Origin of the sequence: Limnothrix redekei LRLZ20PSL1 (genome assembly GCF_043235035.1) — a bacterium.
In the GTDB taxonomy this organism is placed as follows: domain Bacteria; phylum Cyanobacteriota; class Cyanobacteriia; order CACIAM-69d; family CACIAM-69d; genus CACIAM-69d.
This window is the reverse complement of the sequence record NZ_JAZAQF010000006.1, coordinates 130,280-142,494: the sequence shown is the minus strand read 5'-3', so window position 1 is coordinate 142,494 and position 12,215 is coordinate 130,280. Positions and strand designations below refer to the sequence as shown.

Sequence of the window (12,215 nt, the reverse complement as noted above, 5' to 3'; positions counted from 1 at the left end):
CTAGGGATAACCTAAAATCGAGGGATGGGGGAAGGTGCTGGAGGATTCACACCGGCCTGCAAATTCCAAATGCTTAAATTCTAGAGAATTTCAGAGAACTTCAGAGAATTTTAGAAAACTCTAGAGAATTTTAGAGATAACGAAATGGCAAAATTTTACGAACAAATCACACCGGAACTGGCCGCTTTTATTGAGCAACAGAAGCTGTTTTTCACGGCATCCGCTCCCCAAGTGGGCCGGGTGAATGTGTCGCCCAAAGGAATGGACACCTTTCGCTGTTTTGAACCCAATTTGGTGGGCTATTTGGATGTGACCGGCAGCGGCAACGAAACCGCAGCCCACGTGACGGAAAACGGCCGGTTAACCCTCATGTTTTGCAGCTTTGTGGGTGCGCCGTTGATTTTGCGGCTGTATGGCCAGGGGCGCGTGATTCGGCCCCGGGATCCCGATTGGCAATCCTGGCTCGATCGATTCAAGGCTCTGCCCGGCACACGCCAAATCATGTTGCTGTCGGTGGAGTCGGTGCAAACCTCCTGTGGGTTTGGGGTTCCGTTGTTTGACTATCAGGGCGATCGCACCCAGTTGGTGGAATGGGCGGAGCGCAAAGGCCCCGACGGTCTGCAAGCCTATTGGCAAGCAAAGAACCAAACCAGTATCGATCGGCTCCCCACCTACCTGCTCAGTGATCAAGTGAGCGACGATGCAGCAAACGGTGATCCAGCAAGCGAAGCAAACAGTTGAACCGCAACGCGCCCGATCGATCGCCCCGCCCCTTGAGCAAACTGCTAGCAAACCGCTAGCAAACTGCCGCCGGAACCCGAGCGGGCAATCCCCAATCGGCCGGCTCAAAGGCCTGCAAGGAGGGCAAAATGGCATCGGCCTGGGCCACACTCGATCGTTCCAAGGCCGGATCCGGAATCGCAATCACCGACATTCCCGCCGCCCGGGCCGCCTCAATGCCCGCTGGCGCATCCTCAAACACCAAACAGTGGCGCGGGTCAGCTCCCAATCGTCGAGCCGCTTCCCGAAACAGATCCGGCGCGGGCTTGGCCTGACGGACTCCCGGATCATCACTCAGCACCGTGCAGTGAAACAGGCGAAACCAATCCCGGTGAGGCGCGGCCTTCCAACCAAAGGGGCCACGGCTGGAACTAGTGGCGATCGCCTGGGGAACGCCCGATCGGTGCAGGTGATAGGTCAACTCCACCGCGCCCGGCATCGGTTTAGCCACCGGTTGCCACTGGGCCACCAGCGATCGCCGCTGTTGCAACATTTCCTCGGGACTGATGGGCAATCCCAACCATTCCACCAAAATCGCCGATGACGTGTGGGCATCGCGCCCGGCGATGCGTCCCCGCACCGCTGGATCGTAAGCACAACCGTAGCGATCGGCGATCGCCCGGTTCACCGCTTCATTAATTGATTCCGTATCCAGCAACAAACCGTCGAGATCGTAGATAACGTGGGTGATGCGAGGGCGAGCTACCATGGCGAAATTTCGAGGGGCGCGATTTCGAGGGACTGTCTGAACGGTAGCAAAAATTGCACAATCCCCGGTGATTGCAACCCACTTTCTTGAAGAATCCATGGTGAGCTAATGGCGAGTTAAGGGCGAGTTGGTATAGCAATTCGATCGGCCGATTACTGCACCCGAAAACTGGCGATCACCTGTTGTTGCTGTTCCAAGCGATCGCTCAGTCGCCGCCAAATTAATTCACAAAGATCAAAAATCAGCGGATCCACAATTCGGTAATAGGCGCTGGTGCCTTGGGATTGTCGAGCAACCATGCCCGCCTGAGACAAAACTTTTAGATGCTTGGAAGTATTAGCCTGGGTCAGGCCCGTTGCTTCCACAATTTCCGCCACATTTCGGGGCCCCTCCCGCAAGCAGCACAGCACTCGCAATCGATTGCGTTCCGACAAAACCTTGAGATAGTCCGCAACGAATGCCAGTGCGTCTAACTCATGGTCAAGGGTATTAGCCATAGAACTCGATGTCCAAGCGAAGGGAAAAGGAGAGTTGCGGAGGGGTGCCATGGATGCAGAATCAGGGCTTGACCGAGGGCAGAAGCGAACAGGAAAGGAGAGATCTCGCCAGAATGTAAGGATTCTGATCCCCTTGCGAAGGCAACTCTACCCCATTGGATGGCTCAATTGTCCCTGAAGGAAAGTATTGGGCAAAATCAAGGCAATCGAGCATTTTGGTGGTAACCCGATTCCAGAGGAGCTGGGTGACGACTAGCCCCCCAGGCTAACGGGGCTGGTGAAAAATGGGGGCGATCGGGTGATAAATTTAAAATATGAGTATATAGTTATATTAATCCAGCAAGCATAAAAAACTCAAAACCACTCTCGGGTCACATTCCGCTGCTTGCTACTTAAATTTGCCTTCTAATTTGCCCAACACTTTTAACTTAGGAACTGCCCTATGTTGTTTCGGCAATTGTTCGATCGGGAAACGAGCACCTACAGTTACCTGATCGCCGATCGGGACAGTCGCCAAGCGGTCTTGGTGGACTCGGTTTTGGAACAGGTCGATCGAGACTACAAACTGATTCAGGAACTAGGTTTGACCCTGGTGGCTTGCCTAGAAACCCATGTTCACGCGGATCATGTGACCGGTGCCGGTCGGTTACGCGATTTGACCGATTGCCAAGGAATTGTTCCCATGGGGGCCAAGGTAGCCTGTGCCGATCGCGCATTGGACGATGACGAAGTGTTTTGGGTTGGCTCGGTGCCGATTCAAGCGATCGCCACCCTGGGCCACACAGACAGCCACTTAGCCTATTTGGTGAATCAAACCCATCTGCTGACGGGAGATTCCCTGCTCATTCGCGGCTGTGGTCGCACGGACTTCCAAAGCGGCAATGCCGAACAGCTCTATCGGGTGGTGACAGAAGTGCTGTTTGCGCTGCCCGATGAAACCTTGGTTTATCCAGGTCATGACTATCGTGGCTTTTCGGCTTCCACAATCGGGGAAGAAAAACGCTGCAATCCTCGGTTTGTGGGGCAAGATCGCGCAACCTTCGTGACCCTGATGCAAAATTTGGGGCTGCCGAATCCCCAAAAGATGGCGGAAGCCGTGCCCGCCAATCAACAATGTGGGCAACTGGTGACGGTCTGAACGCGCTGTTCACCTTGGGGGCCCTGAGTTTCCTCCCCTTTTCTCCCTGTTCCCAAAATCTTCCCAGGATTTAGATCGATGACCCCTGTTCAACCTGAAGTCAATTCCCCGTCTACTCAACCGCCCGCAACCCACCCTCCAACAATGGCGGTCGATGATTTTGTCCAGACAACTGAGCCGATGCCGATGGGGCCGGTGCGCCAACGGGTTTCCGTCACTGAGCTTCAGGCTTGGTTGACCGCCAATCGGGCGATCGTGGTGGATGTGCGCGAGCCGGGAGAATTTGCCGGGGAACGCATTCCCGGGGCGCTGTCGATGCCCATGAGCAAGTTGGATTTGCAGGCAGTGCCGGTTTCTCAGCCCGATCGCTGGGTGGTGCTCTATTGCCAAACGGGCAATCGATCGACAGAAGTGGCACATCAATTAGTGCAGGCGGGCCGCACTCCAGCGATCGACCTGATCGGCGGTCTTCAGGCTTGGAAGGCCGCGGGCTTGGAAGTTTTGGTCGATCGCCGGGCCCCCATCAGTTTGATGCGACAGGTGCAAATCGTGGCCGGTTCCTTGGTGTTCACGGGCACGGTGTTGGGTGCGTTGGTTTCCCCCTGGTTCTTGCTGTTGAGCGGGTTCGTGGGCGCTGGGCTGATGTTTGCGGGCATCACCAACACCTGCGCTTTGGCCATGCTGCTGGCGAAGTTGCCCTATAACCAGCGTTCTGCCTAGGCAACGAGCAGCGAAACTGCACGACAACAGGCTTTAGAAACAGGCTTCAGAAGGCCCTGCCAATTGCCAGGCGAAATGGATCAACTCCGATCGCCCATGCAATTGGCCGAATTTGCAGTGGCTTTCCAAGATTCTCAGTCGATCGATTAATCGCGATTGATTAGATCGCAATCAACCGATTAAAGATCACTTCTTAGAGGCTGTCTGAAAAGTATCTTGAGGCACTTGAAGAGCACCAATAGTCGCGGGGGCAAGGGGCTTAAGCCCCTTGTCTAAGTCGATCACTGGGGCAAGCAGAGTATCAATTCTGACTTTTTAAACATCCTCTTAAGGGTCAGTTCTATAGATGGTTCTGTGGATGGGTTTATGGATAGTTTGATCTGGGCGATCGGCCATGGCTTGGCGGTGGTGATTGGCATTGCCCTAGGGCTGTTGGGCGGGGGCGGCTCGGTGTTGGCCCTGCCAATTTTGACCTCGGTGATGGGCGTGCCGGTGAAGCCCGCGATCGCCATGACGTTGGCCATTGTGGGAGCCGTGAGCCTGTTGGGAGTCATTCCCCACTGGCGGGCGGGGCGAGTGCGCTGGCGGGTGGCGGCAATTTTTGGGCTGTCCACGGCGATCGGGGCCTTTGGAGGCGCTAAGTTGGCCACCCAACCTTGGATTACGCCCCCCATTCAAATGATGTTGTTTGTGGGAATGATGTTGTTGGCGGCGATCGCCACGATTCGTCGCAGCAACAAACCGGCCCCAGCAGATCCATCACCAGATTCGGCCCTGGCAGCCTATCCCCAGCCCGTTTGTCGCTATTGCTGGCTGTGGCTGCTGACGGAGGGCATCGGCGTGGGAATGCTGACCGGGCTGGTGGGCGTGGGGGGCGGTTTCGCGATCGTGCCAGCGTTGGTGCTGCTGGGCAATGTCCCGATGAAACAGGCGATCGGCACGTCCCTGGTGATTATTGCGGCTAACTCGATCGCGGGTTTGGCGGGCTACGCGGGCCATGTGGCGATCGATTGGCCCCTGACCGTTTCGTTCACGGGGGCGGCGGCCCTGGGAACGTTGCCCGGAGCCTATCTATCAAAATGGGTGCCCGCCGATCGCTTACAGCGCTGGTTTGGTTATTTTCTGCTGGCGATCGCCTCGCTGGTGTTCTTGCAAAATTACCGAACCCTGCTGGGGCCAAATCCCCAAACTCAGCAACCACCAACCCGCCCCCTGTCGCAACTGAATCGTTCCCATCACCCCCAACCGGCCAGCCGACAGACGTTCGCCCGATCGGCCCGCCTCCGGTAATGCAACCGCCCATTCATCGGCATTGGGGCGCGATCGCTCCGTCCAGTGCTGTTGACCGGCCCTACAACAACCCATCCATCAAAACCAAAATGCGGCGGCCCTCATCCGTCAGGGTTTGGCCGTCAGGGGTGGCGTTGGGATGTTCTGCCAACCCTTTGAGCGCAATCAATTTCAAGCTATTTTCCGCCTCCGTTTGGGCGATCGCCTCCGCCCCAGCCAAATAGCCGATCGCCCCCACATCCCCCATTAGGGCCCGCCGCAACTGTAAATCGGGCCCCCGCAGAGCGGCCACCAGTCGCTCGCCCCATTGGTCATCCCCCGTGAGCTGATACAGGGCCCGCACTGCCGCGTATTGCACTTTAGGCACGGAATGTTCCGTAAAGGGGTGAATCATGTCGATCGCCCCCTGAGCCTGCAAATTTCCCAAGGCTTCCAGAACCGCATCATAGGGCTGCACCAAGTGGGGCTGGCCCGGCGCGACCACGGCCGCCGCCACGCCTCCATCCAACAGGGCCAACAAACCGGGAACAGCGCGATCGTCCGCTAACTGCCCGAGGGATTGGGCCGCCGCCTCCCGCACGTAATAATCAGGCGAAGTGAGCGATCGAATCAGGGCCGGAACCGCCGAGCGATCGGCCAATTTTCCCAAAGCCCGTGCCGCGTTGCGCTGAAGCGGCAAGCCTCCCGCCTCAGTGCGATCGCCCTCGTAATCCAAGGCTTCAATCAGCGCCTCAATCACATCCGGCTGCGAAACCCGAAACCGCCCCACCCACCAAGCCGCGTAGTAACGCAAGCTGGCATCTTCACTACGCAAATTGGCGATCGCCTCTTCCAAGGTCAACGACTTTGCCGAAATTTCCCCATCCACAGCCACAATCCCCACCCAACTCAACAGCAGCGAAATCCAGCCCCCAAGGGACTACTTTCCGGGCAAATCTTTGGGAATGAATTCCCGCGAACCATTGTCCCACAAAGGATTGAGCAAACGTTGAGGCTCCATGGGACAAGGGCGATTCGGGAGAAATTACGGCAGGCCAGCGAAGTCATGGGGGAAGCAATAAGAGTTTTTACTCATGGATTCGTAACGAAACGTTGCAGTAAACAAAAAATTGCGTTAAATTTTCTGTAGAGCAACTTGACACCAGGACGCTCGCCCAACTCGACTTCTATCTATTCGCTCGAAACCCCTTTTTGGAGGTCTTCAACCATGACTGAGCAAAAGGCTAAATACGGCTTCACTGCCTTCGCCGAAACCTGGAACGGTCGTCTGGCAATGCTGGGCTTCGTGATCGGTATCGCTACGGAATTCATCACCGGCCAAGGCATCCTGTCGCAACTGGGCCTGCTGTAATTGGCTCGATCGAGTCTCAGCCTGGTTCCCTCGGCAAGATTCTTGGTTCAAGACCGCCGACGCACCACCGATATCATGATCTAGCCGCTTGGGCGATCGTCATCGATAGTCAACGGCAAGCGTCCGCAAACCTTTGATTGGGTTTGATTCAGCAATCAAAAACCGCACGGTTTCCACAAGCCGCTGCGGTTTTTGCCATTTCAGCCCTGAGCTGCCGATCTGGAATTTCTTTATAAGGTCTTGGGCATTTCTGGAGCCTTTATATTCTCAGTATGAGTTTTTGGTATTCATTGCTGTGGGTATTCAGCAAAGGTCTGAAAAGTATCTTTTGGCCAGGGCCAAGCATTAAGAGCCATGGGGCAAGGGGCTTAAGCCCCTTGTCTGTGACGATCGATGAGGCCGGCAGGGTAACAATCTTGGCTGCTCGGACATCCGCTTAGCTTTCAATATCAGTTTCGATCGCCTGGCCACAGTCCCTCGCAAAAGCAAGATGCTAAGATTGCGCCAAACTTCCAGGCTGCTGCTTGAAATTTGACCCTTTTGGCTGATTTTGGGCAGCTTGCTCGATCGCTCCGCCACCAACCCCAATTTTGTTTCCACATCAGCGATCGCTAGAGATCCCGTGATTATGCTGTCGAATCCGCGCAAGGTACTGCGTTACTGTTTGCTGGTGTTAGCGGCGGCACTCTTGATTGCGGTGGGTGCATCTACTTCCGATGGAGTTTTGCCGCCTGATGGCCGGGCCGAAGCGGCCCTGAAATACGCCAAGACCGCTGATCCAACTCAGCAAATTGGGTTACCCGGGTTTGCAATTTCTAATTATTTAGCCACGGGATCTCTGTCGCGGCGGGACTATGAAGATCGCCCGACCGATCGCCCCGTGGATACGATCGTGATTCACCACACGGCCCTGAGTGGGCGACGGCTCTCGATCGCCCAAGTGGCGCGATCGTGGCAAAACGACCCGGCTGAAGTCAGCGCCCATTTTATTGTGGGGATGCGCGGCGACATTTTGATGACTGTGCCACCCAGCAAAACGGCCTTTCATATCCTGAAGCAGGCAGCCTATCCCGATCCGCAAACCAACCGCCCGGTGAATTGGATCAATATGCGATCGATCGGGATTGAGTTTCACTACGACCCAGACAGCGAGCGCCCCAGTCGTGAGCAAATTGTGGCCGGTGGGCGCTTAATTGGGGCCCTGCTGAATGCCTATCCCGATTTGGACGTGGCGCGAATCGTTGGCCATGGGATCCAAAGCTTTTCGGAAGGAGGGCGCAGCCGGGCCCTAAGCGAGCCAACCTATCTGTTTTTGATGCCGAATGCCCAAGTTGCGCCCAATTTCTTGATTTTGCTGAACAGTGCGGCTGAAATTTCGCCCCGATTGGCCAGCGCGATCGAACAAGCAGGCGGCTTGAGACAACTGGCAACCCAACTTCAACAGCGGACGATCGCGGGGCAGCGCTTAACTTTTGAAATGGAAACCACCTGGAAACAGGATTCCAACATGCCCATTTCCCCGATCGGGCCCCAAACGGCGATCGCGGAAGCAACCCGACTGGCACGCGAGCTAACCGGAACCGCCAGCGAACCGCCCAAGCCCACGCCGGAACCGCCGCCCCTGCTGGATCTCACGCCGCGCTTGTTCCTGGATTCTGACTTTGAGCCGAATAGCCCAACCCAGTAGCCAGCCTCAACCTTGGGCAGACGAGCTTAGGGAAACAAACCGCTCAACAACAACTGATTCAAAGGCAATCAAAAAGGGGTACAGAGTGGAATGTACCCCTTTGTCTTCAATGTTTCCAAACCCTCAGAATCCGGTTTCTCGAGAATTTGAGAATTTGGGACATTGAATATTGAGTTTTGAAGAGGGCGAACGATGGGACTTGAACCCACGAATGGCGGAACCACAATCCGCTGCCTTAACCCCTTGGCTACGCTCGCCACTGTAGTGGGTTATTATAACAACTTTGTGCTGAAAAGCATACCCACTATAGACAAATTTCTTGGGAGCCTGATTTTGGCGGGGGCGATCGCACCGGCAACGGCCGCTCGATAGGATGGAGTCCAAGGGCCAAGATCATCCAGATTGACGGATCGAATTCAAAAACGGAATTCAGGATCGGCGGCCGTTGAATTGTTCTTTAAGGTGGCGGATGTGAAAGCGATTGTGGTGGTTAGCGGTGTGATTGTGACAATCGGGGCGGGTCTGGCCGTCACCAATCCCAACCCCGATCGCTATGCGGATTTTGCTGCGGACTACATCAGTCAAGAGGTGCAGGAGGGCACTTGCCAGGAAGCTCCCGGCTTTTTGCAGACGGCTTGCCAAGGAACCGTGGGCCAACTGCGTCCTGCCATTCGCCAGGTAGTTTTGCAAAACACCGATCGCCAGAATTTTTGGCTCTTCAGTCTGTACCGCACCGAGTTGAGCCTTCAGGAGTTAGTTCCTGCCCCCTTTGGCGACAAGCTCCCCAGCTACGAGGCTGAAAGCTTGGCGATCGGGACGCGTATTTTGCCCTATCGCACCGAAACCCGCAAACCTTGACCGCATCGATCATTGAAACTTTGAACCTATTGAAACTTTGAACCATTAGCCATTGGGCATCAGTCGCTGGATATCTATCAGCCATTGGGCATCAGCCATTGGGAGACTGTTGCAGTGTGGCCATCAAACACAGCAGCAGCGCTTCAGTCCACTCCACGATCGCCCCGTAGGTATCGCCCGTTTGGCCGCCCAATTGTCGGTTAAACCAAGCACCCGTCAGCAGGGCGATCGCCCCGCCTCCCAAGGCCAGCCCCACCGCTGGCAGCCAACTGCCCGGAAACAACACCCCATAAAGCGCACTGAAACTGAGGGCCAGCGCCCAACCGGGCAACAAATTCCAGGGCGATCGAATCGCATCCTTGTGCATTCGCCCCTTCCCCTTGGGTCGTAGGTAGGGATAAGACAAAATGGCCACCACCTGCCCCCAGCGGGCCCAGGCCGCCACCGCCGCAATCACCAGCCAGCGGGCCTGCGCCAAATCCGCCAGGGCCACCGTTTTTAACAACAAAATTGCGGCCGCAGCCATGGCCCCAAAGGCTCCGGTGGTGCTGTCGGCCATCACGGTCAAACGGCGTTGGGGATCTTGCACCGCCAGCCCGTCGGCCGTGTCGATCGCCCCATCGAGGTGCAACCCTCCCGTCAAAGCCAGCCAACCCAACACCGCGATCGCACTGCGCGTCAGGATTGGTACCCCAACCCAGCCCAACACGCCATCCCCCAAACCCACCAACAGACCCAAAAACGCCCCAATCAACGGCGCAAGGCGAGCAATGCCCCGAAAGTCCAAGGATCCTTGCCAGGGAACAGGCAACACCGTATAAAACGCCAACCCCGCCAGCAGGTGCAACCCTGCCGATCGCCAGGGTTGCCACCAAGGGTCACGGGGCGATCGGGGCGATCGGCGCGGTGAGGGTTTAGAGGAAGACTTGGGCGCAGGGTTAGGCGCAGGGTTAGGCACAGGGTTAGACGAAGAATTAGCTGCCGAGTTAGCCGATCGTCGGGGTTCCGTCATAGGGAGCAATCTCCATTCATTTCAACTCCGCTGCGGCTTTGGGAGCCAGCTTTGAGCAATCGACAGTCAAACTGGGGACGATGGGCCATTTCCCCTGCTCGTCCATCAGGTTACGCGCTCGGTGAGTGGTAAGGGCCCGTTGGTAGTTGTTACCCTGGAAATTACTGAGCGTTTTTGCTTCTTTCTCTCTCCGTAGAACTACGGTTCCATTTCGATTAAAACTATCGAAATAGATGAATCATCATTCCGATTTGGTTTGAGATTGGGTTTGAGCGGTTCCGATCGCTTTCGATGGGCTTTCGATCAGTGCAAAACGAATCATTCTTGGGCATCAATTTTGCTGCTGCTTCTCGCGGGGAAGCAATACGGAGATCGGCCCATCGATCGGTTCAATCATCCTGATTTTTTGCCAGTTGGCGATCGCTCTCGATCTGAGTTAATCTCAAGCCAACAACTTCAGTAATTTTCTCAGCGCACAAGTGAAGACCTTCCGATAAGATCGAGCAAGATATCTTTAGGCGTGCGCCTCAGCTTGGGTTGTCATGAACAAACGTCCATCTACAACGCAATTACCGGCTCCCTGCATTGTCGATCGTGGCATCATTGCCAACAAGCAGGATATGCAAAAACTGCTCGCTGGGCTGAATCGGGTGCGCTACACGCATATCCAGGACGGCACAACCACGAGCACTGGAGAAGGTCTCGTCCTTGATGTCTTTGCCGATGAGCATCAGGCAACGTTGGTTGCGAACCGAACGCTCTACCTGAATGTTTGTAGCTTTGATTATTTAGAAATTGGCCAAACAACGGATCTGGAACCCTATTTCTATTTAGTTCAAGACCGTAGACAACTACAGCTCTATCCCCTATCGAATCCGTTGCAAGAGCAGCGATCAACGGACTTTGACGATGCGGCCCTTGATGCCGTATTCGATCGAGTCTTGCTGCGAAACTTTGAAGCTGTCGATGACGATGAAGAGCGTTTTTATCTGTGAGGTTGATCCATCAAGAAGATCAGCCTTTCAGTAAACGCTTTTACACCGATTTTCGATTTTTTTCGAACTACGTCTTCATCATGTCTTCATAATTGATGAGCCTCCAACCCACTGACCGATTGAGTTAGTGCGTGAGTCCTGGCCTCGGAGCGTCAATCGCTTCACGACCAACGTCTCCGAGTTGAGCCGCTCAATTGTTGAATCAGAGCACCAATCCCAGGGACGAGGGGGGCTTGTGTCCCGGGCTTGGCGGCTTGCCCGCAAAACGGGCTGGTCATGAGCTGGCCGCAAAATGGGCTGGTTAGGTTTTAGGGGTCGCCGGTCATGAGGCCGAACCGATAACCCTTGCCATAGACACTGTGAATCACTGGGGGTTCGCCCACGGCTTCGATCTTGCGTCGCAGCAGGCGAATTTGGGCCGCCAGGGCGTTGCTGCTGGGGCGATCGCCCGTGGGCCACAAATGGCTATAGATCTGGTCATGGGTCAGCACTTGTCCCGGATGCCGCATCAGGTATTCCAATAGACAGGTTTCCTTGTCAGAGAGTTCAATTAGCCGATCGCCCCGATAGGCCAACTGGTTATCGCAATCGAGGCCAAGATCCTGCCACTGCAATCGGCCGGGGCGATCGGTTCCTGTTGGGGCTTCTGGGGCATCGTCCGGGGTGGTTCGGGGCCGTCGCAACAGGGCCCGCACCCGCGCCAGCAACTCCCGCAACTCAAAGGGTTTCACCAGGTAATCATCGGCTCCGGCATCCAACCCCGCCACCCGATCGTCGATCGTGTCCTTCGCCGTCAAAAACAACACCGGCACACCCTGACCCCTTTGGCGCAGGCGCTGGCAAATTTCTACCCCGCTGATTTCTGGCAACATCCAATCCAAAATCAGCAAATCGTAGGTGTTTTGGCTGGCCAGTTGATAGCCCGCTTGCCCATCACTGGCCACATCAACGCTGTAGCCCTCGCGGGTCAAAAGCCGACTGAGCGGATCGGCCAACGCTTGCTCATCGTCCACCAGCAAAATTGTGGCAATTTCCGCCTTCGGATCGCTGGTTGGGGGCATGGGGGTGATGTGTTCCATGGTTGTTGCCAGTTAATGCTTGCCAGTTGATACTTGCCGATTAATGCTTGCCAGTTGATACTTGCCGATTAATGCTTGCCAGTTGATACTTGCCAGTTG

The 12,215-nt window shown here is 55.6% G+C and carries 13 protein-coding genes and 1 tRNA gene; 8 read left to right on the top strand and 6 right to left on the bottom strand.

Translation table 11 applies throughout. The features are described from left to right. Positions 1-144 precede the first annotated feature (144 nt). Positions 145-741, top strand: a complete 597-nt coding sequence (locus VPK24_RS01555) for a pyridoxamine 5'-phosphate oxidase family protein (RefSeq protein ID WP_393010084.1) — start codon at positions 145-147, stop codon at positions 739-741. Positions 742-796: 55 nt separating this feature from the next. On the opposite strand, the gene VPK24_RS01550 is transcribed toward VPK24_RS01555, so the two are convergent. Continuing rightward, a complete protein-coding gene (locus VPK24_RS01550; RefSeq protein ID WP_190526854.1) occupies positions 797-1,489 on the bottom strand; it encodes an HAD-IA family hydrolase in 693 nt (230 codons plus the stop codon). A gap of 152 nt (positions 1,490-1,641) precedes the next feature. Beyond that, positions 1,642-1,986, bottom strand: coding sequence for an ArsR/SmtB family transcription factor (locus VPK24_RS01545; protein WP_099531646.1), 345 nt, complete (start codon positions 1,984-1,986; stop codon positions 1,642-1,644). A 442-nt stretch (positions 1,987-2,428) separates the two neighbouring features. On the opposite strand from VPK24_RS01545, the gene VPK24_RS01540 reads away from it, so the two are divergent. From VPK24_RS01540 to VPK24_RS01530, 3 genes are all read left to right on the top strand, one after another. Continuing rightward, positions 2,429-3,124 carry an MBL fold metallo-hydrolase gene (locus tag VPK24_RS01540; RefSeq protein WP_393010082.1) on the top strand — a complete coding sequence of 232 codons (696 nt, stop codon included), beginning with the start codon at positions 2,429-2,431 and terminating at the stop codon, positions 3,122-3,124. Positions 3,125-3,268: 144 nt separating this feature from the next. Further along, positions 3,269-3,844 (top strand): rhodanese-like domain-containing protein, encoded by a 576-nt coding sequence (locus VPK24_RS01535; RefSeq protein WP_393010080.1) that lies wholly within the window; start codon positions 3,269-3,271, stop codon positions 3,842-3,844. A gap of 375 nt (positions 3,845-4,219) precedes the next feature. Then, the gene (locus VPK24_RS01530; RefSeq protein WP_393010141.1) at positions 4,220-5,134 is read left to right on the top strand and encodes a sulfite exporter TauE/SafE family protein; all 915 of its coding nucleotides are present in this window, start codon (positions 4,220-4,222) and stop codon (positions 5,132-5,134) included. Between the two features lie 61 nt (positions 5,135-5,195). On the opposite strand, the gene VPK24_RS01525 is transcribed toward VPK24_RS01530, so the two are convergent. Continuing rightward, positions 5,196-6,011 carry a HEAT repeat domain-containing protein gene (locus tag VPK24_RS01525; RefSeq protein WP_393010139.1) on the bottom strand — a complete coding sequence of 272 codons (816 nt, stop codon included), beginning with the start codon at positions 6,009-6,011 and terminating at the stop codon, positions 5,196-5,198. Between the two features lie 330 nt (positions 6,012-6,341). Between VPK24_RS01525 and VPK24_RS01520 the strand changes: the two genes are divergently transcribed. Together VPK24_RS01520 and VPK24_RS01515 are read left to right on the top strand one after the other, a co-directional pair. Then, on the top strand, positions 6,342-6,485 hold the full coding sequence (locus VPK24_RS01520; protein ID WP_099531648.1) for a chlorophyll a/b-binding protein: 144 nt from the start codon (positions 6,342-6,344) through the stop codon (positions 6,483-6,485). A gap of 628 nt (positions 6,486-7,113) precedes the next feature. Next, positions 7,114-8,172, top strand: a complete 1,059-nt coding sequence (locus tag VPK24_RS01515) for an N-acetylmuramoyl-L-alanine amidase (RefSeq protein ID WP_242026216.1) — start codon at positions 7,114-7,116, stop codon at positions 8,170-8,172. Positions 8,173-8,356: 184 nt separating this feature from the next. Here the strand turns inward: VPK24_RS01515 and VPK24_RS01510 are convergent. Next, positions 8,357-8,429, bottom strand: a tRNA-His gene (locus VPK24_RS01510). 145 nt (positions 8,430-8,574) lie between these two features. Between VPK24_RS01510 and VPK24_RS01505 the strand changes: the two genes are divergently transcribed. Next, complete coding sequence (locus VPK24_RS01505; protein WP_393010078.1) at positions 8,575-9,030, top strand: DUF4359 domain-containing protein; 456 nt, start codon at positions 8,575-8,577, stop codon at positions 9,028-9,030. A gap of 91 nt (positions 9,031-9,121) precedes the next feature. Here VPK24_RS01505 and cobS read toward each other — a convergent pair whose 3' ends face one another. Then, positions 9,122-10,042, bottom strand: a complete 921-nt coding sequence (gene cobS, locus VPK24_RS01500) for an adenosylcobinamide-GDP ribazoletransferase (RefSeq protein ID WP_190526867.1) — start codon at positions 10,040-10,042, stop codon at positions 9,122-9,124. Between the two features lie 542 nt (positions 10,043-10,584). Between cobS and VPK24_RS01495 the strand changes: the two genes are divergently transcribed. Then, complete coding sequence (locus VPK24_RS01495; protein WP_099531653.1) at positions 10,585-11,037, top strand: hypothetical protein; 453 nt, start codon at positions 10,585-10,587, stop codon at positions 11,035-11,037. 308 nt (positions 11,038-11,345) lie between these two features. Here the strand turns inward: VPK24_RS01495 and rppA are convergent, their stop codons facing one another. After that, positions 11,346-12,116, bottom strand: a complete 771-nt coding sequence (rppA, locus tag VPK24_RS01490) for a two-component system response regulator RppA (protein ID WP_393010075.1) — start codon at positions 12,114-12,116, stop codon at positions 11,346-11,348. Positions 12,117-12,215 lie beyond the last annotated feature (99 nt).

Excerpts from the sequence above, each read along its gene's own strand:
- VPK24_RS01515 (WP_242026216.1), top strand. The coding sequence starts at position 7,114 with ATGCTGTCGAATCCGCGCAAGGTACTGCGTTACTGTTTGCTGGTGTTA.
- VPK24_RS01520 (WP_099531648.1), top strand. The coding sequence starts at position 6,342 with ATGACTGAGCAAAAGGCTAAATACGGCTTCACTGCCTTCGCCGAAACC.
- VPK24_RS01555 (WP_393010084.1), top strand. The coding sequence starts at position 145 with ATGGCAAAATTTTACGAACAAATCACACCGGAACTGGCCGCTTTTATT.
- cobS (WP_190526867.1), bottom strand. The coding sequence starts at position 10,042 with ATGACGGAACCCCGACGATCGGCTAACTCGGCAGCTAATTCTTCGTCT.
- VPK24_RS01545 (WP_099531646.1), bottom strand. The coding sequence starts at position 1,986 with ATGGCTAATACCCTTGACCATGAGTTAGACGCACTGGCATTCGTTGCG.
- VPK24_RS01535 (WP_393010080.1), top strand. The coding sequence starts at position 3,269 with ATGGCGGTCGATGATTTTGTCCAGACAACTGAGCCGATGCCGATGGGG.
- rppA (WP_393010075.1), bottom strand. The coding sequence starts at position 12,116 with ATGGAACACATCACCCCCATGCCCCCAACCAGCGATCCGAAGGCGGAA.
- VPK24_RS01540 (WP_393010082.1), top strand. The coding sequence starts at position 2,429 with ATGTTGTTTCGGCAATTGTTCGATCGGGAAACGAGCACCTACAGTTAC.
- VPK24_RS01495 (WP_099531653.1), top strand. The coding sequence starts at position 10,585 with ATGAACAAACGTCCATCTACAACGCAATTACCGGCTCCCTGCATTGTC.
- VPK24_RS01550 (WP_190526854.1), bottom strand. The coding sequence starts at position 1,489 with ATGGTAGCTCGCCCTCGCATCACCCACGTTATCTACGATCTCGACGGT.